This window comes from Cellulomonas sp. URHB0016, from assembly GCF_054057935.1.
In genome coordinates, this window is the sequence record NZ_JBSRZU010000001.1 from 1,906,870 (window position 1) to 1,931,028 (window position 24,159).

19 protein-coding genes are annotated in these 24,159 nt (G+C 74.1%); 11 read left to right on the forward strand and 8 right to left on the reverse strand.

From position 1 onward, the window contains the following. Window positions 1-60: 60 nt before the first annotated feature. Window positions 61-810 (reverse strand): ZIP family metal transporter, encoded by a 750-nt coding sequence (locus ACVW07_RS08850; protein WP_456818880.1) that lies wholly within the window; start codon window positions 808-810, stop codon window positions 61-63. 153 nt (window positions 811-963) lie between these two features. After that, a complete protein-coding gene (locus tag ACVW07_RS08855) occupies window positions 964-2,433 on the reverse strand; it encodes an NlpC/P60 family protein (RefSeq protein WP_456818881.1) in 1,470 nt (489 codons plus the stop codon). A 546-nt stretch (window positions 2,434-2,979) separates the two neighbouring features. Here ACVW07_RS08855 and ACVW07_RS08860 point away from each other — a divergent pair. From ACVW07_RS08860 to ACVW07_RS08885, 6 genes are all read left to right on the forward strand, one after another. After that, window positions 2,980-4,299, forward strand: coding sequence for a bifunctional o-acetylhomoserine/o-acetylserine sulfhydrylase (locus ACVW07_RS08860; protein WP_456818882.1), 1,320 nt, complete (start codon window positions 2,980-2,982; stop codon window positions 4,297-4,299). A gap of 9 nt (window positions 4,300-4,308) precedes the next feature. Beyond that, entirely contained in the window at window positions 4,309-5,703 is a 1,395-nt protein-coding gene (gene metX, locus ACVW07_RS08865; protein WP_456818883.1) for a homoserine O-acetyltransferase MetX, read from the forward strand. 344 nt (window positions 5,704-6,047) lie between these two features. Continuing rightward, window positions 6,048-6,713 carry a hypothetical protein gene (locus tag ACVW07_RS08870; protein ID WP_456818884.1) on the forward strand — a complete coding sequence of 222 codons (666 nt, stop codon included), beginning with the start codon at window positions 6,048-6,050 and terminating at the stop codon, window positions 6,711-6,713. An 83-nt stretch (window positions 6,714-6,796) separates the two neighbouring features. After that, the gene (locus tag ACVW07_RS08875; RefSeq protein ID WP_456818885.1) at window positions 6,797-7,090 is read left to right on the forward strand and encodes a hypothetical protein; all 294 of its coding nucleotides are present in this window, start codon (window positions 6,797-6,799) and stop codon (window positions 7,088-7,090) included. 98 nt (window positions 7,091-7,188) lie between these two features. Continuing rightward, entirely contained in the window at window positions 7,189-7,917 is a 729-nt protein-coding gene (locus ACVW07_RS08880; RefSeq protein WP_456818886.1) for a maleylpyruvate isomerase N-terminal domain-containing protein, read from the forward strand. Window positions 7,918-7,977: 60 nt separating this feature from the next. Continuing rightward, window positions 7,978-9,648 carry a cation:proton antiporter domain-containing protein gene (locus ACVW07_RS08885; protein WP_456818887.1) on the forward strand — a complete coding sequence of 557 codons (1,671 nt, stop codon included), beginning with the start codon at window positions 7,978-7,980 and terminating at the stop codon, window positions 9,646-9,648. Window positions 9,649-9,739: 91 nt separating this feature from the next. Here ACVW07_RS08885 and ACVW07_RS08890 read toward each other — a convergent pair whose 3' ends face one another. Beyond that, on the reverse strand, window positions 9,740-11,845 hold the full coding sequence (locus tag ACVW07_RS08890; protein WP_456818888.1) for a SpoIIE family protein phosphatase: 2,106 nt from the start codon (window positions 11,843-11,845) through the stop codon (window positions 9,740-9,742). Between the two features lie 259 nt (window positions 11,846-12,104). On the opposite strand from ACVW07_RS08890, the gene ACVW07_RS08895 reads away from it, so the two are divergent. Continuing rightward, the gene (locus tag ACVW07_RS08895) at window positions 12,105-12,488 is read left to right on the forward strand and encodes an ATP-binding protein (RefSeq protein ID WP_456818889.1); all 384 of its coding nucleotides are present in this window, start codon (window positions 12,105-12,107) and stop codon (window positions 12,486-12,488) included. A gap of 45 nt (window positions 12,489-12,533) precedes the next feature. Here ACVW07_RS08895 and ACVW07_RS08900 read toward each other — a convergent pair whose 3' ends face one another. Then, window positions 12,534-13,739, reverse strand: a complete 1,206-nt coding sequence (locus tag ACVW07_RS08900; protein ID WP_456818890.1) for a Fic family protein — start codon at window positions 13,737-13,739, stop codon at window positions 12,534-12,536. Window positions 13,740-13,926: 187 nt separating this feature from the next. On the opposite strand from ACVW07_RS08900, the gene ACVW07_RS08905 reads away from it, so the two are divergent. From ACVW07_RS08905 to ACVW07_RS08915, 3 genes are all read left to right on the forward strand, one after another. After that, window positions 13,927-14,847: a S1C family serine protease gene (locus ACVW07_RS08905; protein ID WP_456818891.1), complete on the forward strand. Its 921-nt coding sequence runs from the start codon at window positions 13,927-13,929 to the stop codon at window positions 14,845-14,847. Between the two features lie 148 nt (window positions 14,848-14,995). Beyond that, window positions 14,996-15,817 (forward strand): endo alpha-1,4 polygalactosaminidase, encoded by an 822-nt coding sequence (locus ACVW07_RS08910; RefSeq protein ID WP_456818892.1) that lies wholly within the window; start codon window positions 14,996-14,998, stop codon window positions 15,815-15,817. Window positions 15,818-15,995: 178 nt separating this feature from the next. Then, the gene (locus ACVW07_RS08915) at window positions 15,996-16,877 is read left to right on the forward strand and encodes a hypothetical protein (RefSeq protein WP_456818893.1); all 882 of its coding nucleotides are present in this window, start codon (window positions 15,996-15,998) and stop codon (window positions 16,875-16,877) included. Window positions 16,878-16,889: 12 nt separating this feature from the next. Here the strand turns inward: ACVW07_RS08915 and ACVW07_RS08920 are convergent, their stop codons facing one another. Beyond that, a complete protein-coding gene (locus tag ACVW07_RS08920) occupies window positions 16,890-17,570 on the reverse strand; it encodes a DUF5995 family protein (protein WP_456818894.1) in 681 nt (226 codons plus the stop codon). Between the two features lie 145 nt (window positions 17,571-17,715). Here ACVW07_RS08920 and ACVW07_RS08925 point away from each other — a divergent pair, with 145 nt between their 5' ends. Continuing rightward, window positions 17,716-18,675, forward strand: a complete 960-nt coding sequence (locus ACVW07_RS08925) for a zinc-binding dehydrogenase (protein ID WP_456818895.1) — start codon at window positions 17,716-17,718, stop codon at window positions 18,673-18,675. A 24-nt stretch (window positions 18,676-18,699) separates the two neighbouring features. Here ACVW07_RS08925 and ACVW07_RS08930 read toward each other — a convergent pair whose 3' ends face one another. From ACVW07_RS08930 to ACVW07_RS08940, 3 genes are all read right to left on the reverse strand, one after another. Beyond that, window positions 18,700-20,241, reverse strand: a complete 1,542-nt coding sequence (locus ACVW07_RS08930; protein WP_456818896.1) for a restriction system modified-DNA reader domain-containing protein — start codon at window positions 20,239-20,241, stop codon at window positions 18,700-18,702. A 195-nt stretch (window positions 20,242-20,436) separates the two neighbouring features. Further along, complete coding sequence (locus ACVW07_RS08935) at window positions 20,437-20,748, reverse strand: MTH1187 family thiamine-binding protein (RefSeq protein ID WP_456818897.1); 312 nt, start codon at window positions 20,746-20,748, stop codon at window positions 20,437-20,439. A 291-nt stretch (window positions 20,749-21,039) separates the two neighbouring features. Continuing rightward, entirely contained in the window at window positions 21,040-24,051 is a 3,012-nt protein-coding gene (locus ACVW07_RS08940) for an FAD-binding and (Fe-S)-binding domain-containing protein (RefSeq protein WP_456818898.1), read from the reverse strand. Window positions 24,052-24,159: the final 108 nt, after the last annotated feature.

Genomic DNA, 24,159 nt, shown 5'->3' on the forward strand with positions numbered 1-24,159 from the left:
GGACGTTCCGCCACCGGTCGGGCGCAGGTGCTGTCGGCCGCTCGAGCAGCTGACCGCCGGTCAGGTACCGCGCTCGATGGTGAACGCCAGCAGGAAGCCGACGGTCGCGATGAGCCCGGCGTAGAGGTGCGTCCGTTCGAACGCCTCCGGGATCATCGTGTCGGCCACCATCACGAGGATCGCGCCGGCGGCGACCGCGGTGATCGCGGCGACCACCTGCGCGGGCGCGTCCTGCAGGAGGAGCACGCCGAGGAGCGCAGCGAGGCCGCTCGCGACCGCGATGCCGCCCCACACGCCGAACACGTACACCGGGCTGCGGCCGGCCTGGCGCATGCCGGACGCGCTCGACAGCCCTTCCGGCACGTTCGAGATCACGATGGCCGCGAGGACGGGCACGCCGACGCCTGCACCGCCGAGCACCGAGAGGCCGAGCACCACCGACTCCGGCACGCCGTCGAGCAGGGCGCCGATGGCGATGGCGGCTCCGCTGCCGCTCTCGTCCGCCCCCGGCTGCTGGTCCTGCGAGCGTTTGCGGTGCCGGGCGCCGCGGCGGGACAGGGCCACGTTGGCGCCGACGTACGCGAGCGCACCGGCCAGGAACCCGACCACGGTGGCGGCGAGCCCGCCCGTGCGCTCCGCCTCGTCGACCAGGTCGAACGCGAGGGCCGAGATCAGCACGCCCGCACCGAAGGCCATGATCCCGGCGACCACCCGCTGCGGGACCCGCAGCCACCAGCCCACGAGTGCTCCGAGCACCAGCGCGGCCCCGGCGACGAGACCCCACAGCCCTGCCTGGGCCCACACCGGCACGACGACCTCCGCTCCGCCGGGTCCGACGGCGACGAGCCACCCTTGCAGCCCGTGCGGTGACCAGCAATCGCACGCACCTGCCGGGTGCCCGGAGAGGTCCTTCCTGCGGCAGGCGCCGTCGACGAAGCGGACCGGCGGCGGCGTGAGGCGGGACTACGGGCGGCCGGCGAAGGGCATGACGTTGCCCCAGCGCATCGCCGCCACCCGGACCGGCCTGCCCTCGCTCGGTGCCTCGAGGACCTGTCCGTTCCCCGCCCACATGGCCACGTGGTAGATCGCGTTGGCGTCGTTCGGGTTCGTCGACCAGAACACCAGGTCACCGGCGCGCAGCTCGTCGTACCTGATCTTGAGCACCTGCTTGTACTGGTCGCGGGACGTCCGGCTGAGGTTGACCCCCGCCGCGCGCCACGCCTGCATCGTCAGGCCGGAGCAGTCGTAGCCGGGATTGCCGGTCCCGCCCCACTGGTACATGATCCCGACCTTGGTCCGGCCCCAGTCGACGGCCGCCTGACCCTGGCCGGCGCTGCCGCGCGACGAGCCGGCGCCGAGCCCCGGCGGCACGGCCGGGGGCGCGACCGGCACGGGCTGGGGGACGACGGGCGCCGGCGGGGGGACGACCGGCGCGGGCGGTGGTGCGACCGGGGCACCTGACGCAGGCGCGCCACCGGACGGCTGAGCCGGACTGCCGGCGGGGGTGCCTGCGGGAGTGCCTGCGGGAGTGCCGGGGGGCGTGCCTGCGGGCGCCGTCGACGGGCGTGCCGGCTGCGGCGGCGTGGGCTTGGCGGCGAGGGCAGCGGCCTTGGCGGCCGCCTCGGCCCGGGCCCGGTTCTCCGCCTCCACCTGCTCCTGGCGGGCCCGCTCGACCTCCGCACTGGTCTGCCGGGCGGCAGCCAGCCGGTCGATGAGCTGGTCGCGCTCCGCCGCACCGGCGGCGAGGGCGTCGGCGCTGGCCTGCTGGGTCTGCTCCGCAGTGGTCAGGGCGTCCTGGGCGGCCTGCCGGGCGGCGGCGGCCTGGTCCGCGGCGGTCCTGGCGCGCTCGGCGAACGTGGTGGCGACGAGCTGGGAGGCCCGGTAGCCCTGCACGGCCTCGTCCGCCTTGCCCGTCACGTGCTCGAGGGCGGAGCTGCGTCGGGCGACGTCCTCGAACCCGTCGGCCGAGAGCACCGCCTGCAGTCCCTCGGTCGAGCCGCCGGAGCGGGCCATCTCGCGGGCCATCGCGACGAGGGTGCGGCGGGCGGTCTCGGCGTTGGCGTCGGCCTGCGCGGACCGGTCGGCGGCGTCCTGGGCGGCGACGTCGGCGGCGTCGGCGTCGGCGAGCGCCTGCGTGTACGTCTCGCCGGCCTGCTGGACGGCGAGCTCGGCCGCGTCGGCCTGCACGCTGAGCTCCGCGAGCCGGATCTCCATCTCGGCGACGGAGCTCGCGGCGCGGGTCACCGCGCGCTGGGCGTCCCGGACGTCCTTGTCGGTCGGCGCGCTGGGGCTGGCCCAGGACGGTGCAGCGAGCACTCCCCCGGCGAGGACCACGACCGCCAGGGCGGTGAGGGTGCGGCGGCCCGCCTGGCGCAGCACGGACCGGCGACGGTGCTCGTCGGGCCTGCCGCTCGTGGCGCTGCGCTGCGTCATCCGGTGGGCCCTCCACGACCCGGGGAGCGCCCGGCGGGGGCCGCTCCGTTCGTGACGCTACCTGTGTGTTTCCCAGAAGTGAACAGCAGTCACACCCGTCACATGAGTCACACCAGTGTGGTTCGGGAGGAAGTGGACAGGATCCGGTGCGGATCACCCGTTTGCCCGTGCCGCCTGCGGCGGGAGGGCGAATCGCACGCCCTGCCGAACCCTTCTCGGCAGCCACGCAGCCCCGCCTGCACGGACCGCCACCGAGGCGGTGGCAGGCGGATCCTGAGACAGGGTGCTCACTATCTGAGACGGCCGTTTCATCAGGAGGGACGGCCTGCCTACTCTCGTCGACATGTCCCGCCGAATGTGTCGCTGACCAGCGCACGCTCGGCTGTGCCCGCGGGCCGGTCGCCCTCGTCCCGACGACGGTGACCCACCCCGCCCGAGCCCCGGCTCGATCCGTGCGCCACTCCCTTTCCCTCCGCGGGACGGACGTCGGCTGCCCGAGCTCCCCGCGGATCCCGTCGTCCGAGACCCACCGCTGAGGAGCACACCATGAGCAACGAGAGCTGGAGCTTCGAGACCCGCCAGATCCACGCAGGACAGGCTCCCGACCCGGCCACCGGCGCCCGGGCCCTGCCGATCTACCAGACGACGTCCTACGTCTTCGACTCCGCGAAACAGGCGGCCGACCGGTTCGCGCTCAAGGAGCTCGGCCCGATCTACACGCGCATCGGCAACCCGACCACGGAGGTCGTCGAGAACCGGATCGCGAACCTCGAGGGCGGCGTCGGCGCGCTCGTCGTGGCGTCGGGTCAGGCGGCCGAGACGTTCGCGATCCTCAACGTCGCGGAGGCGGGCGACCACATCGTCGCGAGCCCGTCCCTCTACGGCGGCACGTACAACCTGCTGCACTACACGCTGCCGAAGCTGGGCATCCAGACGACGTTCGTCACCGACCCGCACGACGCGCAGGCGTGGAGGGACGCGATCCGCCCGAACACCAAGCTGTTCTTCGCGGAGACCATCCCCAACCCGAAGTCCGACATCCTCGACATCGAGCTCGTCGCGGGCGTGGCGCACGACCACGGCGTCCCGCTGATCGTCGACAACACCGTCGCGACGCCGTACCTCATCAACCCGCTGCAGTGGGGAGCCGACGTCGTGGTCCACTCCGCGACGAAGTACCTCGGCGGTCACGGCTCGGCGATCGGCGGCGTCATCGTCGACGGCGGCACGTTCGACTACGCCCAGTACCCGGACCGCTTCCCCAACTACAACACCCCCGACCCCTCGTACAACGGGCTCGTGTTCGCCCGCGACCTCGGCGTCGGCGGCCTGTTCGGCGTCAACCTCTCCTTCATCCTCAAGGCCCGCGTGCAGCTCCTGCGCGACCTCGGTGCGGCCATCTCGCCCTTCAACGCGTTCCTCATCGCGCAGGGCATCGAGACGCTGTCGCTGCGGGTCGAGCGGCACGTCGAGAACGCGCAGAAGGTGGCGCAGTGGCTGGAGGCGCGCGACGACGTGCTCTCCGTGCACTACGCCGGCCTCGAGTCGAGCCCGTGGCACGCCGCACAGCTCAAGTACGCGCCGCGCGGTGCCGGTGCGGTGCTGGCGTTCGAGATCGACGGCGGCACCGAGGCCGGCCAGGCGTTCGTGTCGGCCCTGGAGCTGCACTCGAACGTCGCGAACATCGGCGACGTGCGCTCGCTCGTCATCCACCCGGCGTCGACGACCCACAGCCAGCTGACGCCCGAGGAGCAGGCCCTGTCCGGCGTCACGCCCGGCCTCGTGCGGCTCGCCGTCGGCATCGAGCACATCGACGACATCCTCGCGGACCTCGACGCCGGGTTCCGCGCCGCCAAGGGCGCCTGAGCCACGCTCATGACGACCTCGCCGCCGTCCTCCTCGCGCCCGGAACCGGACCCCTCGCACGGTCCGGGCCGCCTCGAGGAGGACGGCGGCGACCGTCCGACCCCTGTCCCGACCGGTGAGATCACCCCCGTCGCCCCCACCGCCCCGCCCGGAGCCCCCAGCCCCCGGCCCGTAGATTGGGGTCTCGTGACCGACGAGACGTTCACGTTCGCCCCCCACCGGGCACACGCCCGGACGCTGTCCAGCCGTGTGCCGCTCCCCGAGCGTCCCCCGGTCCCCGCGTCCGCCGCGTGGCGCGAGGGCGACCCCGTGGGCCGTCGGAAGTTCGCGGACCTCGGCCCCTTCGCCCTCGAGTCCGGCGGGCGGCTGCCCGCCGTCCGGCTCGCGTACGAGACCTGGGGGACGTTGAACGAGGACGGCTCCAACGCCGTCCTCGTCCTGCACGCGCTGACCGGTGACTCGCACGTCACGGGCGACGCCGGACCGGGTCACCCGACGCCCGGCTGGTGGTCCTCGATGGTGGGCCAGGGCGCGCCGATCGACACCGGCGAGTGGTTCGTCGTCGCCCCCAACGTGCTCGGCGGCTGTCAGGGTTCCACCGGCCCGTCCTCCCCCGCGCCCGACGGCCGTCCGTGGGGCGGCCGTTTCCCGCTGCTCACCGTCCGCGACCAGGTCGCCGCCGAGATCCGCCTCGCCGACCTGCTCGGCATCGACTCGTGGGCCCTCGTCATCGGCGCCTCGATGGGCGGCCTGCGCGTGCTCGAGTGGGCCGCGTCCGCCCCGGAGCGCGTCGAGGCCATCGCCGCGATCGCGACCGCCGCCCAGACGTCCGGCGACCAGATCGCGGGCTTCCACACCCAGCTCGCCGCGATCCTCGCCGACCCGGGCTACCGCGCGGGTGACTACTACGACGCCCCCGACGGCACCGGCCCGCACGCCGGGCTCGCCCTCGCCCGGCAGATCGCGCACCAGACGTACCGCAGCGCGCTCGAGCTCGACCAGCGCTTCGGGCGCATCCCGCAGGGCGGCGAGGACCCGCTGGAGGGTGGCCGGTTCGCTGTGCAGTCGTACCTCGACCACCACGGGGACAAGCTGACGCGGCGGTTCGACGCCAACACGTACGTCGCGCTGACCCGCACGATGATCACGCACGACCTCGGCCGGGACCGCGGCGGCGTCGCGGCGGCCCTCGCGCAGGTCACCGCCCGCGCGCTCGTGGTCGCCGTCGACTCCGACCGGCTGTTCCCGCCCGCCCAGTCGGAGCGGATCGCCGCCGGCATCCCCGGCGCAGGGCCGGTGCGGACCATCCACTCGGACTACGGGCACGACGGCTTCCTCATCGAGGAGGACCAGGTGGGCCGGTTCGTGTCGGAGTTCCTTGCGGAGACCGTCCGGGAGCACTGAGCCTCCCGTCCGACATCGCCGGGCTCGCCGCCCCAAGGATTCGCTTGCCTCCTGCGGTCGCCAAGCCGCACAGCCGTTGCCCAGTCGCGGCGGGCCCTCGGCGTCCGCCCGGCGCGGCCACATACTGCCATCGCCCGAGCCGTTCGTCGGCACTTTCGGACAGTCATTTAGTGCGCGACAGGCGGGTGGCGCTCGTGATGACGCTGCAGATCAGGAGCTGGAAAGTTGGTCATGCGTCCAACGTTGCGGACTTGATCCGAGCGGGATTATGGTCCACGGCAGCCGGACGGTGAACCCGCCGTAGGCCACAAGCACGTCCGACCGACGCCCCGAAGGAGAGGCCGATGGGAGCGCTCTCATCCCGCTGCGCGACCGCGCTGCTGGTCGGCTTCCTCACCGCCGCCGGTGTCGCCGCTTGCTCCGGGAACTCAGCCCCGACGTCGGGCCCGGCGTCGAGCCCGGCGTCGAGCCCGGCGTCCGCCGTGACCTTGGACGCCGAGACCAGGTCGGCTGTCGAGGCGGACCTCGCGGTGATCGCAAAGAAGCTCGGCCTGGTCGACCCGCCCCTTGTCGGCGTGGTCAGGCTCGTCTCGACCGACGAGTGGCCCAGCACCCAGGTGGACTGCCTGAAGGCAGAAGGCTTCACCGACGTGCGGCTCACCGCCGATGGGACCGGCGTCGACAGCAGCTACGGCGACGACCAAGAGGACGACTTCCGGCTGGCGACCTACACCTGCGATGCGAGGTACCCGCTCGACCCGGCGCAGGACGAGTCCCGGATGACCGACGAGCAGAAGCTCGTCGCCTACCGGTACCTCACCGTGACGCTCGTCGACTGTCTCGCGCAGCACGGCGAGACGCATGTCGGAACTCCACCCTCGGAGCAAGCGTTCCTCGCCAGCTGGAACGGCGTGCGATGGAACCCGTACATGGAGATCCCCGAGCCGTCGGCCGACCTCCTGGGCGCCTGCCCTCCGAACCCGCCCGCCGACCTCCTTTGGGGAAGCTGACCGAAGGGCCACCGAACTCCTCGGGCCACCCGAGGAACACCGCGTCGCGCACCCGCGCGGACGCACGACAGATGGAGATCCATGTGAAGCGCATCCTGACCACCACCGCGGCCGTCGTCCTCGCGGGCGGGCTCGCCCTGGCCGGTGCCACTGGCGCCGAGGCGGCGAGCCGCTCCGGCAGCTACAGCTGCTCCTACAACGCCCGCCTCGTCTCGACCACGAGCGGCTTCACCACGCACTACATCACGAGCTCGGTGTCGGGCGCCTCCCGGTCGAGCCAGTGGGCCACGGGCGGCTACCACGTGACGCAGGGCTTCACCTCGGGGTCCTGGTCCCTGTCCGCCGCCAGCATCACGAACGGCTCCGTCGTCTGCTGACGACCTCTGTGCCGTGCGCGGTGTCGCTGACGATGCCGCGCACGGCACAGCCTCAGACAGCAGAGCCGACGACGCCCCCAGCACGGCAGGATGGCGCCATGGCATCGAGTCCTGACGTCCCTGAAGCTTCTGCGGCCCTGCACACCCAGTGGGAGCGGCTGCGCTCGTGGGTCGGCGAGATGGTGGACGACCAGGTCGGCGGCTCGTCGTCCGTGCTGGACGGTTGGACCGTCACCGAGCTCGTCGCACACCTCGGCCGGGCCATGGAGGCGCTGGCCGTCTGCGTGCCGCTGCCGCCGGACACCGTGCCGCTCTCGCTCGGCGAGTACGTCGGCACGTACGCCGGCCGGGCGCAGGACATCGCGCAGACCACCCGGGAGCTCGCCGTCGAGATCGCCGCCGACCCGCTCGGCGAGGTGGACGCCCGGGCTGCCGCGGCGTTCGCGCGGCTCGACGAGCTCGGCCCCGATGACCTCGTGGTGCAGGGCCGCCGCGGCCCGGTCCTGCTCAGCACGATGACGACGTCGCGGGTCGTCGAGCTCGTGGTGCACGCCGACGACCTCGCCCGCTCCGTGAAGCGGGCCCGCGGCACCGGCACCGGGCCGGACCCCGTCGACCCGGGCGCGCTCGCGCTCGTCGCGCAGGTGCTGCTCGACGTCGTCGTCGCCCGCGGCGGCTGGAGCCTGGAGGTCGCCGACGCGCGCGCGTGGGTCCGGCTCGCGGCCGGGCGGGTGCCGTACGACGTGGACGTGCTCGCCGAGGCGCTGCACCCGCAGTACACGTCGGACGCCGTCCCGGACCTCGGGCGGATGCTGCCCGTCCTCTGAATCCGCTCCCGGAGCGGGCAAGATAGGACCTCAGCGCCGCACCGACGCGAGAGGACCCTCATGGCCGTAGCAGCCCTGTACCTGGGGGCCGCCCTGGTCGGCGGTCTCCTCGCGGTGCTGCTGCGGCTGCCTCCCCTCGTGGGCTTCCTCGCCGCCGGGTTCGCGTTGGGTGCCGGCGGCGCGCCGGAGCTGCCGTACCTGGAGCCGATCGCGAACTTCGGCGTCGTCCTGCTGCTGTTCGCCATCGGGCTCAAGCTCGACGTCCGCACGCTGCTGCGCCGGGAGATCTGGCTGACCACCGCCATCCACCTCGCGGTGAGCGTCGCGATCGCGCTCGGCTTCCTCGGCCTGCTCGCCGTGATCGGCTTCGGGTTCGTCGCCGGGGAGTCGCTCGGTGCGCTTGCGCTCGTCGGGTTCGCCCTGTCGTTCTCGTCGACCGTCTTCGTGGTCAAGGTCCTCGACGACCGCTCCGACACCACGTCGCTCTACGGCCGCATCGCCGTCGGCGTGCTCGTCATGCAGGACGTCGCCGCCGTCATCTTCCTGACGCTCTCCAGCGGCGAGCCGCCCAGCGCGTGGGCGCTGCTGCTCGTGCTGCTGGTGCCGGGCCGGTGGGTGCTGTACCGGGTCTGGGACCGAGTCGGCCACGGCGAGCTCCAGGCCCTGTTCGGCGTCTTCGTCGCCGTCGTCCTCGGGTTCGGGCTGTTCGAGCTCGTCGGCATCGACGGCGACGTGGGTGCGCTCGTCGTCGGCGTGCTGCTCGCCTCGCACCCGCAGGCCGGAGAGCTGTCGCGGTCGCTCATGACGTTCAAGGACCTCATGCTCGTCGCGTTCTTCGTGCAGATCGGGCTGCACGGGACGCCGCACGCCGTGGAGATCGGGCTGGCGGTGCTCCTCCTGCTGCTGCTGCCCTTCCAGGTGGCCGCGTACTCGGTGGTCCTGTGGATGATGCACCTACGACGCCGGACGTCGTTCCTCGCCGGGCTGGTGCTGGCGAACTTCTCCGAGTTCGGGATCATCGTGGTCGCTGTCGGGGCGACCAGCGGCCTGCTCGACGACCAGTGGGTCGTCGTGACCTCGCTGGCCGTCGCGTTCAGCTTCGGCCTGTCCGCGATCGTCAACCGGCGCGGCGTCGAGCTCGCGTCGCGGCTGTCCCGGCTGCTCCCCGCACGCGACAAGGACCGGCTGCACCCCGACGACCGGCTCGTCGACATCGGCGACGCCGACGCGCTCGTGCTCGGCCTCGGCCGGGTCGGCGCCGCCACCTACTCGCGGCTGCGCGACGAGTACGGCCTGAACGTCGTCGGCGTCGAGCACGACCGCACCCGCGTGGCCGCGCTCGAGGACGAGGGCTACTCCGTGGTGCGCGCCGACGCGACCGACCTGGAGTTCTGGATGCGCGTGAAGCGCGCCGGCCACGTCAAGGTCGCCGTCCTCGCGATGCCGTTCCACAAGGCCAACCTCATCGCCCTGACCCGGCTGCAGGCCGCCGGGTTCGCGGGCAAGGTCGCCGCCGTCGCCCGGTACGACGACGACGTGGCCGAGCTGCAGCGCAAGGGCGCCGACGCCGTGTTCCACCTGTACGGGTCCGCGGGGTTCGCCCTCGCCGACCACGCGGCCGAGGTGCTCATGCGCGGGCGCAGCGGGCCGTCCCCGGTGCACCCGCCCGCCCTGCCAGGTGACGGGCTGGACGTGCTCGAACCGCTGGACCGGCGGGCGGAGCCCGCTTGACGGTCGGCTCCCGCTCGAACCAGCCAGCCGTGTCCGGGGACCGTCTGGACGTCCTGGAGCCGCTCGACCGGCGGCCCGACCCGGCCGGAAGCTACGCCTCGGACCACGGCGTCGGCGACGGCCCGACGGGGTGATGTCCTGAGCCGTCGGTCGGGGGGCGCAGGCGGATGGCGAGGATCGCGACGTCGTCCTCCGGGCGGGGCGGCAGCATCGCCGCCAGGAGCTGGTCGCAGAGCGACTCGAGCTCGAGCTCGGCGAGAGGGGCGAGGGTGGTGCGCAGGCGGTCGAGGCCGGGCTGGAGCGGCTGGGTGCGGCTCTCGACGAGGCCGTCGGTGTACAGGAGCAGGGTCGCGCCCTCGGCGAGGGCCAGGGTGGACTGCTGTCGGTCGGTGTCGGGCTGCACACCGAGCAGAAGGTCGGCGCGGACGGTCTCCACCGTGGTGACGGCCCCGTCAGGAGCCAGGAGCATGGGCGGGGGGTGACCGGCGTTGGACCAGCGGATCGTGGCCGGGCCGGTGGTGGTGCCGGCGGCGTGCGGCTCGATCTGCGCGACGACGACGGTGGCGATCGCGCGCGAGTTGAGGGTGCGCAGGGTCTGGTCGACACGGGTCAGCAGGTCGCCGGGCGCGGCGCCGGTGGCCACGGCGACGGCGCGCAGCTTGGAGCGCAGCTGACCCATGGCGGCGGTCGCACGCAGGTCGTGGCCGACGACGTCGCCGATGACGAGCACGGCGTGCCCGTCGGCCTGCATGAAGGCGTCGTACCAGTCGCCGCCGACGTGAGCGGCCTCGGCGGCAGGCACGTAACGGACGGCGACCTGGACGTGCGCGGGGTGCGCGGGTGCGCTGAGCAGGGACAGCTGCAGGCCTTCGGCGAGACGGCGCTGCTGGTGGTAGAGGCGGATGTTGTCGAGCGCCAGGCCGACGCGGGTGGAGATCTCCTGGGCGAGCGTCAGGTCCTCGGGGCTGATGCCGCCGCGGGCGGCGGAGTTGAACATGGTGACCAGGCCGGTGGTGCGCCCGCGTCCGCGCAGGCCGAACAGCAGCCCGCTGTCCGGCGCGAGCCGGGCGAGGAGGTCGCGCGCCTCCCCGGGCGGCAGGTCGGCACCGATGGCCCCGGCGGAGCCGGCGGGCACGGCCATGACCTCCCCGGACTGCAGCGCGCGCCTGACGTGGGGGTTGTCGACGGCGGCCTCGCCACGGGCCTTGACGTACCGCTCCACCAGAGGCAGGGCGTCGGGGTCGGTGTGGGCGCAGGCGACGTCCTGGACCAGGCGCGAGCGGCCCGTGTCGTGCTCGTCCACGGACGTCACCACACACCAGTCCGCCAGCTCGGGGACGAGCAGCCGCGCCAGGCGCGCCAGGCCCTGCTCGGTGTCGAGGACCTCGGCCAGCTGGGACGTGACCTCGGCCAGAACGGCCGCGCGCCGCGCCTCGCGGGCGTCGAGCAGCTGGGCCTGGCGGCGGGCGCTGACGTCCTGGAAGTACACCGCCAGCCCGTCCGAGCCGGGCCAGGCGCGGACCTCGAAGACCGTGTCGCCCTTCGTGGGGCCGGGTGCCTCGAACGTCACCGGCTCACCGGTCGCGACCGCCGCGCGGTAGTACCGCTCGAAGTCGGTGCCGATGGTCATGGGGTAGCGCTGCCACAGACGCTGGCCGAGGAGCTCCGCCCGGGTCGCGCCGAGCAGGGCCTCCGCGGCGGTGTTGACATAGCTGAACCGCCACTCGGCGTCCATCAAGAACATCGCTGCCGGCATCGCCTCCAGCAGGCGGGTGACCTGCGGGGTGGCGTGCTGGCCGCTCGAGTCGAACAGCACCCCCGCTGCCCGCACCGGTTCCCCGCCGGCGTCGGCGACCAGTCGGCCGTGCGCCTGCACCCAGCGGGTCTGCCCGTCGGTCGCCGCCACCCGGAACTCGACGTCGAGCTCGGTCCCGGACTGGGCGACGCGCAGCACCGAGCCACGCACGCCGACCAGGTCCTCGGCCTCCAGCAGGGCGACGACCGTGTGCGCCGGCACGACGAGGCTGCCGCGGTGACCGAGCAGGCGCGCGGCGCCCGCATCGAGGACGACCTCGCCTCGTCCGGCGTCCCAGGACCAGGTGCCGACGCGCGCCTCGGTCAGGATCCCGCCGGGGTCGGGCGCCTGCCCGTCGGCCGTCGCGGCGCGCGAGTTCTCGTCCACGTGACCGTGATGCACCGTCCACCTCCGTCGCACGGCCCCTGATGTCCGCTCGCGTCGCGAATGCCCGACTCCTGACGTCCGCTCTCGTCGCGAATGGTAGCGGGCGCCCTCCAGCCCGCAGCCGGAACCGCGCACGCCGGCAACGCGTCCGTGGGCAGCAGGCGGCGCCGGCGCGCGGGACATGGCAGTCTTGCCGTTCGCCGCAAGGATCGATCCTCGGGGTTCGGCCTGGGCGGCCGGAACGGGCTGTCGAACGTGGACGGGAGCGCACGGCATGGTTCTGCGGGTCGCGCCGTCGCCGGCCGCCGCCAGGCACTGCCGGCACTGGGTCGTGGCGATCGCGCGCGAGTGCGGCGCCACACCGGCAGCCACCTCGCGGGCGGAGCTGCTCGTCAGCGAGGTGGTCACCAACGCGGTCAAGTACGGGGCGGTGCGGGACGCCATCGAGGTGACCGCCACGTGCGAGGAGCGGCTGCTCGTCGTCGCGGTCCGCGACCACAACCCCGCTCCCCCGGTGGTGCTGGAGGTCGGCCCTGCGGGCCTCGGGGGACGCGGGATGCACCTGGTGGAGCGGATGGCGCACTCCTGGGGCGTGCGCGCTCACGGTCCCGCAGGCAAGACCGTGTGGTTCCAGGTCGCGCTGGACGTCGGCGCGTAGCCGAGCCCGCTCGGTCGAGACGTCGACACCCCGTGACGGTCAACGTCAGAGAGCGACCCGGCCACCGACGTCGCCGCCACGGAGACGAACAGGCAGCGGCGTGGAGACGAGCTCGAGCAGGCCGGCCGCCACGTAGAGCGTCCGGGTGCGGTCGGACGTCCGGTCCCGACGGAGCACACCGGCCTCGGCGAGCGTCTCGAGCGCAGCCCGCGCGGCATTGTCGGTGACACGGTGGGCGGCGACGGCTGCGGCGACGTCCGTGACCGGCGCACGGGGAAGGGCCGCGACGATCCGATGGGCGGTGCCGTGCCGGACGCGACCGGACGCCGACCGGGCCGCCAGATGGGCGTCGAGCGCGTCGACCTGCCGCTGCTGCCAGGCACCGACCTCGTGGGAGAGGCGGACCGACTCCTCGGCGGCCACGCTGACGGCATCGGCGACGACGGCGACGATCCCGTCGTCGTCGCCCCGCCGGTAGGCGTCCAGCGCGGCGTAGTAGCGCTCGCGGTCTCGGAAGAGCTCGGTGCTGACGGGGAGTGCGACGCCGGGCGTGAGCCCGTCTCGGGACAGGACCATGCCCAGGAGCACCCGACCGGCGCGTCCGTTGCCGTCGGTGAACGGGTGGATCGTCTCGAACTGGGCGTGGGCGAGCGCCGCAGCGACCACCGGGGCGTGCGGGTGCGAGGCGAGATACGCGTCGAGGTCGTCGAGCAGCGCACGCACGTGGTCGTGCGGGGGTGCGTTGTAGTGCGCCTCCAGGGGTGTGCGACCGCCGATCCAGACCGGCTCACGCCGCAGTCCGGCCGAGGCTGGTGCAATGCCTGTGTGCAGGCTGCAGACGTCGTCCACGAGGGAGACGGTCTGATCCGTCGACCGTTCCAGCGACGCCCGCACGGCGTGCAGGTTGCGTGCGACCGTGACGGCGGCGTCGCGACCGTGACGCACGAAGTCGGCGACGGCGACCGACCTCGCGCTGGGTTCGTAGCCCTCGATGAGCGACGAGGCCGATGCTTCCGACCGCACGAGCAGGTCTCCGAGCTGCCCGAGGCCTGCGTGGCGCACGGCGGCGACCGCGACCCGTGCGGCGGCGTCCGCCTCGTCGGTGAGCGCGCGGGTCCGGGGCTGCAGGGTGATGGGGCGACCGGTCAGCAGGTGAGGGACGTACGCCTGGTACTCGCCCGAGCGCGTGGAGCGACGAGGGACGCCGTCGGTCGCGACCGGCGTCCAGGTCTGCGCGACGAAGGGGCTCATCGTCCTGCCTCCACACGTCGAACGTTGAGGTCCATGGGCACCGGACCTCAGTTTACACGAGCGCTCACACATAAACTGAGGTCGGACGGCGGCGGACCTCACTTTACGGTGTCGGCCGTTCCCTCTGGCTGCTCGCCTCCAGCGAACGCGGGCATCGTCGGACGGCCGCGCGGCGCTGCACCAGGGCATGGACGACGACGTGCTCGACGCCTACTCCCGCACCGTGTCCGGCGTGGCCGCCGCGGTGCTGCCGAGTGTGGCGAGCCTGTCGGTCACCACAGCGCGAGGCCGCGGTGCGGGCAGCGCGAGCGTCATCACGGCCGACCGGCACCTCCTCACGAGCGCTCACGTGGTGGCCGGGGCGCGCAGCGTCGAGGCGGCGTTCGGCGACGGCACCGTGGTCGACGCCGACGTGGTCGGCACCGATCCCCTGTCCGACCTGGCGGTCCTGCGTGCCCGCGACGACGTGCCGCCACCGGTGCCGCTCGGGGACGCCGCAGGGCTGCGGGTCGGTCAGCTCGTCATCGCGCTCGGCAACCCGCTCGGCCTCGCGGGCAGCGTCACCGCGGGCATCGTCTCGGCCCTGGGTCGCTCCCTGCCCACCTCCTCCGGGCGGGTGGTCGACGAGGTGATCCAGACGGACGCCGCGCTCAACCCCGGCAACAGCGGCGGGGTGCTCGCCGACGGCGCCGGGCGGATGGTCGGCGTGAACACGGCCCTGGCGGGGATCGGTGTGGGGCTCGCCGTGCCGGTCAACGCGACCACGAGGCAGCTCATCGACGCGCTCATGACCCGCGGCCGGGTCCGCAGGGCGTGGCTGGGCATCGCGGGGACGCAGGTCACGCTCTCCCCCGAGCTCGCCGCGAGGATGGGCTCCCGCACCGGGCTCCAGGTGGTCGAGGTGTCGCCCGGCAGCGCCGCCGAGGTCGCGGGGCTGCGTCGTGGGGATGTCGTCGTGTCCCTCGACGGCAACCGCGTCGTGACGGCGACGGCCGTGCAGCGGCTCATGGTCGAGGACGCGATCGACCGGCGCATCGAGATCACCGTGTGGCGCAACGGCGCCCTCGTGGACGTCCTGGCCTGGCCGCGCGAGCTGACCTCGACGTGAGGTGCAGGGCCGGTCCCCTTTTCCGACCACGGACGGCCACCGACTACGAGAGACTCCTCCAAGCCGCTCACGCGGCCTGGACGCTCGGTCCGAGCGCTGGACGTTCGCCGGCCGTCGAGAGGCGCCGCAACCCTTCGGAGGATCGTCGATGATCACCCTCGTGCGGCGCCTTGCCGTCGCCGTCCTGGCCGGTACGGCCCTCGTCGTCGGCGTCGGCACGCCCACCGTCGCGGCGCCGGCCGCCCAGCTGCCGCCGGCCGACGGGCAGCTCGACTACCAGATCGGCGGTGCGTACACCCCGGCGTCGACCGTTGCGATCGTCGACCGTGACCGGCTGGAGGCGCCCGCTGCCGGCAGGTACAACGTCTGCTACGTCAACGCGTTCCAGACCCAGCCCGGCGACGCGGCCTGGTGGAAGACGAACCACGACGACCTGCTGCTGAAGAAGGCGAACGGCACGTACGTGGTGGACAGCGCGTGGGACGAGATGCTGCTGGACACGTCGACGGCGGCGAAGCGCACCCGGCTGCTGGCGATCGTCGGCGGCTGGATCGACGGCTGCAAGGCCCGCGGCTACGACGCGGTCGAGCCGGACAACCTCGACAGCTACAGCCGCAGCTCCAAGCGCCTGACCACGCAGAACAACGTCGCGTTCGCCAGGCTGCTGGCGGCGCGGGCGCACGCGGACGGCCTGGCGATCGCGCAGAAGAACGACGCCGACCTCACGTCGCGCGGCACGGCGATCGGGTTCGACTTCGCGATCGTCGAGGAGTGCCAGGTCTACGACGAGTGCGACGACTTCACGTCGGTCTACGGCGCGCGGGTGTACGAGATCGAGTACACCGACAACGGGGGCACGGCCAACTTCGCCGAGGCGTGCGACGCACGAGGAGCCACGACGAGCGTGATCTACCGCGACCGCGACGTCGTGGCCAAGGGCCGACGCGGGTACGTCTACACGTCCTGCTGACGGTCCTGCCGGCCACCGCGTCGCGTCCTCGGGCCGGGCTTAATCGAACAAGTCGTGCCCGTTCGCGCATCCACGGTTCCGCGGCGGCCCGACGCCTTCCTAGGCTGCGCGGACGTCCACGCCCCCGACGTCGCACAGCGTCGCCGTCGCGGGTCCGCAACGAGCAGGGGGAGCTTGCATGACGCAGCAAGACGCACACCGGACCACGACACCGGGACGCGCACCGGCGCGGCGGGGACGACGGGTCGTCACCGCGGCCGCCGCGGCGGTCGCCGCGGCGGCCCTGAGCCTCGGTGCCGCCGGGGCCAGTGCCGGGAGCGACCGCGGCCACCCCGGCCCGGGCCCGGGCCCCGTCCAGCGCACGGTGTGCGCCGACCGCACCCTGCTGTTCTGCGAGGACTTCGACCGGCTCCCTGCCGGCGGGGCCGCGAGCATGCGGTGGGGTGTCGACACCCGCAACGGCACCCTGACGGTGGAGCCTGCCCGCGCGCCGGGTCGGGGACCCGCCGCCAAGGCGCTGCACGTGCACACCGCCGACAACGGCCGGGCGTTCATGGTGATCCCGGTGGACCCTCCGGACAACAGCTTCTACGGCAGGATCCGGCTGCGGGTGGACGAGTTCCCGTCGGCCCCCGACTGGGCGCACTTCACGCTCGTCGAGGCCTCCGGGCAGGGCGCCGGGGTGGTCCGGCCGGTCGGGGGCCAGTACGCGCCGACGGTGCCGGGCGTCTTCTGGGGCGTCGGGTCCGACGGCGGCCCGACGGGCGACTGGACGAGCTGGCAGCAGTCGGCGCCCGCGGTCGCCGACCGGTGGCAGTGCGTGGAGTGGCAGCTCGACGCGTCGGACAACCTGGTCAAGGTCTGGATCGACGGCGACCTCCAGGAGGACCTCACGGTCGACACCCAGACTGCGGGCGGGGCGGACGTGCCGTTCGTCTTCCCGGACTTCCAGGAGGTCAAGGTCGGCTGGCAGCTCTACCAGGGCGGGACCACGCCGGCGCAGTTCGACCTGTGGCTCGACGACGTGGCGTTCTCCACCCAGCAGATCGGCTGCGCCTGAAAGCGAGCCTGCTCACAGGACGGTGAGCAGCTGACGCCCCACCAGCCCGACCGTCCGGGCGAGCGTGTCCCGGGCCGCGGACACCAGGAAGGGGATGTCCCGCACCTGCCAGAGCAGCATCGCGGACACCCACGCCGCGTCGCGGGCCTTGTCGATCGAGAAGTTCGAGACGAGGTCCGCGACCGGCGACAGGGGCGCGCCGACCTGCACCACGTGCTGGTCGAGGAACGACTGCCGGATCGGCCGGACCACCTCCGCGAGCACCGAGTTCACCTGCTCGAAGTCGGCGCGCACGTCGTGGTCGTCGGGGCCGGTGCCTCGGGCCGCACAGGTCGCGACGAGGGCAAGGGCGAGGTCGTGGTTGATGTGGGCGTTCATCCCGGCCATCGCGAACTGGATCGGCAGGACGCCGTGGACCGCACGGCGCTCGACGAGCGGCGCCCACGCCCTCGACACCCTCCGGTGGGCGGCGACGTCGCGGGGGACGTCGAGGAACAGCCCCGCGAACCGCACGTCGAGGTCCTCGACGAACGCCGGGTCACGGAACGTCGTGCCGGTGACCCGCTGCCCGACGAGCACCGTGACCCGCCGGTACAGGTCGAGGAACACCCCGACGCCGTCGTCCGCGGGCCAGCCGTCCCGCATGTCGTCCATCGTCGCGACCACCTGCCCGATCCCGCCCGACCCGCTCATCCGTCAGTCCCTCCGGTCGCCCTGCCCTCCAGGAGCACGCCGCATCGCGCCACGGACACGGCGACGCACCGGGCTCGGCACGTGGTGCACGACGCCGCGCACCTCGTGCACGACGCCACGGCGCACGGGTGGCTACCGTGGCCGGGTGATCGCCGCCTACGCCGCCGGAGTCTCGTCCACCGACCCGCTGTCCGGACTGGTGGTCGGCGACCGCCCGGCCCCCGAGCCGCGGGAGCACTGGTCGGTGGTGGACGTGCGCGCGGCGGCGCTCAACCACCACGACCTGTGGACGCTGCGCGGCGTGGGGATCCGTCAGGAGCAGCTGCCGATGATCCTCGGCACGGACGCCGCCGGGGTCACCGCCGACGGCCGGGAGGTCGTGGTGCACGCGGTCGTCGGCGGCGCGAGCGGGCACGGTGTGGGGCCCGACGAGCCCCGCTCGTTGCTGTCCGAGCGCTACCCCGGGACGCTCGCCGAGCAGGTCGCGGTGCCGACGTGGAACCTCGTCGACAAGCCGGCGGAGCTGTCGTTCGTCGAGGCCGCGTGCCTGCCGACGGCGTGGCTGACCGCCTACCGGATGCTGTTCACGACCGGTCGCGCGACGCCCGGGCAGCGCGTGCTGGTGCAGGGCGCCGGCGGCGGGCTCGCCACCGCGGCGGTGCTCCTCGGCACGGCGGCAGGACTCGAGATGGTCGTGACCGGCCGCGACGAGGCCCGTCGGGAGCACGCGCTGCGGCTCGGCGCCGCGCAGGCCGTCGAGCCCGGCACCCGGATCGCGCCCGTCGACCTGGTGCTCGAGAGCGTCGGCAGGGCCACCTGGACGCACTCGGTCCGGTCCGTGCGACCGGGGGGCACGATCGCGGTCGCGGGCATCACGTCCGGCGACCCCGCGCCCGCCGAGCTGACGAAGATCTTCTTCCAGGAGGTCACCGTCGTCGGCACCACGATGGGATCGCGGGACGACCTGACGCACCTGCTGGCGTTCCTCGCCCGCACCGGCGTCCGCCCGCTCGTCGACTCGACCCACCCGCTCGCTGGCGCCCGCGACGCCCTCGCGCGCCTGGCGGACGGGAGCCAGCTCGGCAAGGTCGTGCTGGAGGTCTGACCCCTGCCGAACCGGGCGGGAACGTCAGCGGTGGGTGACGCCGGCGGCCTCGGCCAGGGTGGGCCCGCCGTCGCCGAGGCGCCAGGCACGCCAGCCGTCGAGCGTGCTCTCCGAGTCGGCGGCCGAGGTCGCGGCGGCGTCCGGGTCGGCGAACGTCCGGCCGTTGGACAGCTGGAGCAGCCCGTCCGGGCGCAGCGTCGCGACGAACCGCTGACCGCGGCGCTCGCGCAACCAGACGAGCGTGGTGACCGCCCGGCGGCTCTTGGCGAGCGTCGCCAGCTCGGGGAGCGGGACGAGCGGCTCGGGCCGCGTCGGCGGCTGGGCGGCATCCGCGGGCGACGTGCCGGTCGCCGGTGTCGAGGCCGGTCCGTGGTCGCCGACCGGTGCGACGAACGGGCGAGGGCCGCCCGGGCCCGCGAGCTCGTCCGCCTGTCCGGGCCGCGGACGGACGCGGTCGTCGGCCGCGGCCCGCAGACCCGCGATCGGGGTCAGCGTCGCCGGTGCCGGGCGGAACGTCGCCGACGACGGTCGGGCAGTGGACTTCGACGGCACCGTCCGGGAGGTGCCCGGCGCCGGGACGGAGGGCAGCGTGGTGACGGGGGGCAGCCCTGCCGGGTCGGTGTGGTCGTGGGCGTCCGCCGGGGCGGCCGACCACGGGGTCCGCGGCGGCTGGTTCCTCGAGTCGTCCTTCGGCTCCGCACCGTCGCCGGTGGGGTCGTCCTCGTCCCGGCCGTCCCCGGCGCCCTGGCCGGAGGAGCCGAACGGGAGCGGGGTGGGCTCGGTCGCGGACGAACGACGGGCGAGCGGCGTCGGGGCGGGCGGGCCGGGACGTGCCTGCGGCGGGGTGACGGCGCGCAGCTCGCCGGTGAGCGCCTTGCGGGGGTTGGTGGTCGGCAGGTGGCTGTCCCGCTCGGGCTGGTACGCCATGGCCGTCGCGAACGCCTCGCTGGACCGGACCAGCCGCAGCGCGGTGGGCTCGACGGGACGGCGGACGCCCTCGTGGGTCGCCAGGGGCGAGACGTCGAGGAGCCGACGGTCGTCGACGCCCCGCACGACACCGACCTGGAGCACGTCGACGTGCCGGCCGGGTCCGCGCAGGAAGCCGAGCGTGTCACCGGCCTCCGCCGCGACCTCCGAGCACAGGACGATGAGGCGCACGCCCTCGCGGCGGCTGGTGTGCGTGCCGAACGCGACCTGCTCGCGGAACCCCGCGAAGTCGACGGCGAACCGGCCCGGGTCCACGTGGTACGCCCGGGCGAAGTCGGTGCTGGTCATCCGGGAGGCGATGCCGGCATGGCGGAGCGCCGTGACGATGGCGTCGTCGTCCACGACCTGCACGACCTCGACGACCACGGCCCGGCCCGTCGCGTCGAGCGCGAGCAGCTCGGGCAGGTCGGCGTGGTCGGATGCGCCCGTCCGGAACCGCACGGCGAACAGGGGCTCGCCGGCGACGGCGGCGAGGTGGTGCGTGAGGAGCGAGGCGCACTCCTGGCCGAAGGAGCCGGCCAGTGGCTGCATCGGCTGGACGAGGCGGGGACGACCCTCGTCGAGCTCGAAGATGGGCATCGTTCCCGGCCTTCCTGGGCGCGCGTCCAGACGGACACGTCCCTCGTTGGTCGCTCTCGTGCCCCCCGTCCGGACACGTCTCGCGAGCACAGGGTCCCACAGCGAGCCCGGTGCGTCAGCCCGTCGTTCGGGTGGTGCACCGGTCCTTGCTCACACCGGCGCTCGCGCGGGCATGACCACGGGCGGGACCGCTCGTCAGGCCTCGTGGTCCGGCGCGTCGGCCAGTGCGGCCTCGACGCGCTCCACCTTGCCGGTCAGCTCGCCCATGCGGCCCGGCCGGATGTCGGCCTTGAGCACCAGGCTCACGCGGTGGCCGTCGCGGCCGACGGCCTCCGTCGCGCGCTTCACGACGTCCATCACCTCGTCCCACTCGCCCTCGATCGTGGTGAACATCGCGTCGGTGCGGTTCGGCAGACCGGACTCGCGGACGATGCGGACGGCGTCCGCCACGGCCTGCGTGACGGACTCCCCCGAACCGAGGGGGGCGACGGAGAAGGCGACGAGCATGCGCCCATGCTGGTCGGGAGGCCGGCCCGTGTCCAACCGCGTCCACCGCCCGGCCGATCCGCACCGTGACCATCTCGTCGCCGGATCGTGACCATGGACCGACCGGCCGCGTCGGTGGTGCGTCCTACGCTCACGTGGAGCGAGGACGGCTGGCGCAGCGCCCGCGGACAACGGCGTCCCGGGCGCTCGCGTCGGCCGTCCTTGAACTGCCGGTGATCGCCCCTCTTGGGCTGCCGCCGTCGACCGCGAGCTGCAGGGGACCGACGACCAGGAGTGCTCCGTCGTGACGGACTACGCGTCGACCGCCTGATCGCGGCCGGCCGTCGCGGGCAGCCGCGAGGCGAGCAGCTCGGCGAGGTGGATGCCCTGCACGCCCGCGAGCTGGTCGGCCTGGGTCCGGCACGAGTACCCGTCCGCCAGGTACACGTCTCCGGGCGCGGCGGCGCGCAGCGCCGGCAGGAGCTGGTTCTCGGCGACGGCCACCGACACGTCGTAGTGCCCCTTCTCCATGCCGAAGTTCCCGGCCAGGCCGCAGCATCCCGCGAGCGCGGAGAACGTCGCACCGGCCTCCGTCAGCAGGGTGCGGTCGGCCGTCCACGTCATCACGGAGTAGTGGTGGCAGTGCGGCTGCACGACCGCGGTGACGTCGGACAGGTCCGGGACCTGCCAGCGGTCGCCGGGTCCGATCGGGGTCGGGGCGGTGAGGAGCTCGGCGAGCGTGCGGGTCTCGCGGGCGACCGCGACGGCGCGGGGGTCGTCGGGCAGCAGGTCGAGCAGGTCGGAACGCAGCACGGCGGTGCACGACGGCTCGAGGCCGACGATCGGGATGCCGTTCACGGCGAACGGGCCCAGCACGTCGAGCAGGTGGCTGAGCTGGTGCCGGGCGCCGTCCAGCTGGCCGGTGCTGATCCAGGTGAGGCCGCAGCAGGCGTCGTGGTCGGGCACCAGGACCTCGTAGCCGGCGTCGCGCAGCACCTGCACGGCGGCCCGGGGAACCGTCGGCGCGAGCGTGTCGCTGAACGAGTCGGTCCACAGCAGCACCTGCGGCCGTGCGCCGGCTCCGCCCGCCGAGGCGGACGCGCCCGACGTGCCCGACCTTTCCGCCGACGCGGGACGCGCGCCCGCCCGGCTGCGGCCGGACGTCCGCGTCACCTGCCCTGCACCCTCGCGCCGCACCCAGGCGCGGAAGGGCTGCGTCGCGAAGGTGACCATCTGCCGGCGGGTGTCGATCCCGGCCGCCGCGAGCACGGCGCGGGCCAGGGGCCGCACGCGCAGCGCTCCGTTCACCAGGCCGGCGACACCCGGCACGGCGGTGACGAGACGGGTCCACCGGGGCAGCCATCCCAGCGCGTAGTGGCTCACCGGGCGCAGCCGCCCACGGTAGGTGCGGTGCAGCACCTCGGACTTGTACTGCGCCATGTCGACGCCCGCGGGGCAGTCCGACGAGCAGGCCTTGCAGGACAGGCAGAGGTCGAGCGCCTCGTGGACCTCGGGCGAGGACCAGCCGCGCGAGACGAGCGTCCCGTTCGCCATCTCCTGCAGCACCCGGGCCCGGCCGCGGGTCGAGTCCTTCTCGTCCTTCGTCGCGAGGTACGACGGGCACATGAAGCCGCCGGCGGCGCTGGTGTCGGCCCGGCACTTGCCGACCCCGACGCAGCGGTGCACGGCCGTGGTGAGGTCGCCCGCGTCGTGCGGGAACGCGAAACCGGTCGTCGCGAGCAGGGGTCGGGCGTGCGGTCGGCGCAGGTCCGCGTCGATCGGCCGGGGGCGGACCAGCACGCCCGGGTTGAGCAGGTCGCGCGGGTCGAGCAGGTCCTTGAACGCGCCGAACAGGCCGATCGCCCGCTCGCTGTACATCACGGGCAGGAGCTCCGAGCGGGCCCGGCCGTCGCCGTGCTCGCCCGACAGCGACCCGCCGTGCGACGCGACGAGGTGGGCGGCGTCCGTCATGAACGCCCGCAGGGGGTCCCCGGACCGCTCGAGCGGCACGTCGAGCCGCAGGTGCACGCAGCCGTCGCCGAAGTGCCCGTACGCGAGCCCGTCCACGCCGTGGTCGGCCATCAGCGCCTCGAGCTCACGCAGGTACGCGCCGAGCCGTTCGGGCGGCACCGCCGAGTCCTCGAAACCGGGCCACGCCTGCTCACCCGACGGCGTGCGGCCGCCGAGGCCGGCGCCGTCCTCCCGGATGCGCCACATCGCCGCCGCCTGCGGTCCCGGCGGGAACACGCCGACGGCGGACGTGCCGGACGACGCGGCGAGCGCCTGCGCCCGGGCGAGCGCCTCCTCGAGCGTGTCACCGCCCACCTCGACCATCAGCCAGCCGGCACCCTCGGGCAGCGGGGGGACCGCCGCGGCACCGCGGACGCGTCGCACCACGTCGACGAGCCGCGAGTCCATGCCCTCGATGGCCAGCGGCGCGTGCGCGAGCAGCGCGGGGACGGCGTCGGCGGCCGTCGGCATGTCCGGGTAGCCGAGCACCACGAGCACCGGCGCGGCCGACACGGGCACGAGCCGGACCGTCGCGCCGAGCAGCGTGCCGACCGTCCCCTCGGTGCCGACGAGCGCCTTTGCGAGGTCGACGCCGTTCTCGGGCAGCAGGTGCTCCAGCGAGTACCCGGACACCTGGCGGCCGAACCGGCCCAGCTCGGTGCGGATCACGTCGAGGTGGGAGCGGACCAGCGCGTCGAGCCCCGGCACCGCGTCGAGCGAGCCGCGCCCCGCGGTGAACCGGCGGCCCGTGCCGTCCACCACGTCGAGCTCCAGCACGTTGTCGGCCGTCCGCCCGTACGCGACGGCCCGGGGCCCGCACGCGTTGTTGCCGATCATCCCGCCGAGCGTCGCGCGGGCCTGCGTGGACGGGTCCGGCCCGAACCGGAGGCCGTGCGGTGCGGCGGCCTTCTGCAGGGCGGCCATGACCACGCCCGGCTCGACGCGTGCCGTGCGCTGCTCAGGGTCGATGTCGAGGATCCGGTTCACGTGCCGCGAGAAGTCGAGCACGACCCCCGTCCCGACGGCGTTGCCCGCGACCGACGTGCCACCGCCGCGGCTCGTCAGCGGCACACCGAGCTCGCGCACCACCGACAGGGCGGCGAGCACGTCGTCCGGGTCCTGGGGGAAGGCGACGACCTGGGGCACCACCCGGTAGTTCGACGCGTCGGTCGAGTACTCGGCGCGTCGACGGGTCGAGTCGTCGACCGCGCCGCGCATCGCCGAGCGCAGCGACCGGACGACGTCGTCGGGGCGGACGTCGCTCGACGGCGAGGGGCCGGCAGGCGAGGCGGTGGTGTCGGTCGGGGCGGCCACGGGTGCAGTGTCCCACCGCCCGGCCCCGGCACGGCCCGGTGCCCCGCCTCGTGGACACGGCTGCGGGTGGACGCTCCGGGGCCGGGGCCCGACGCCGACCGGCGCCCG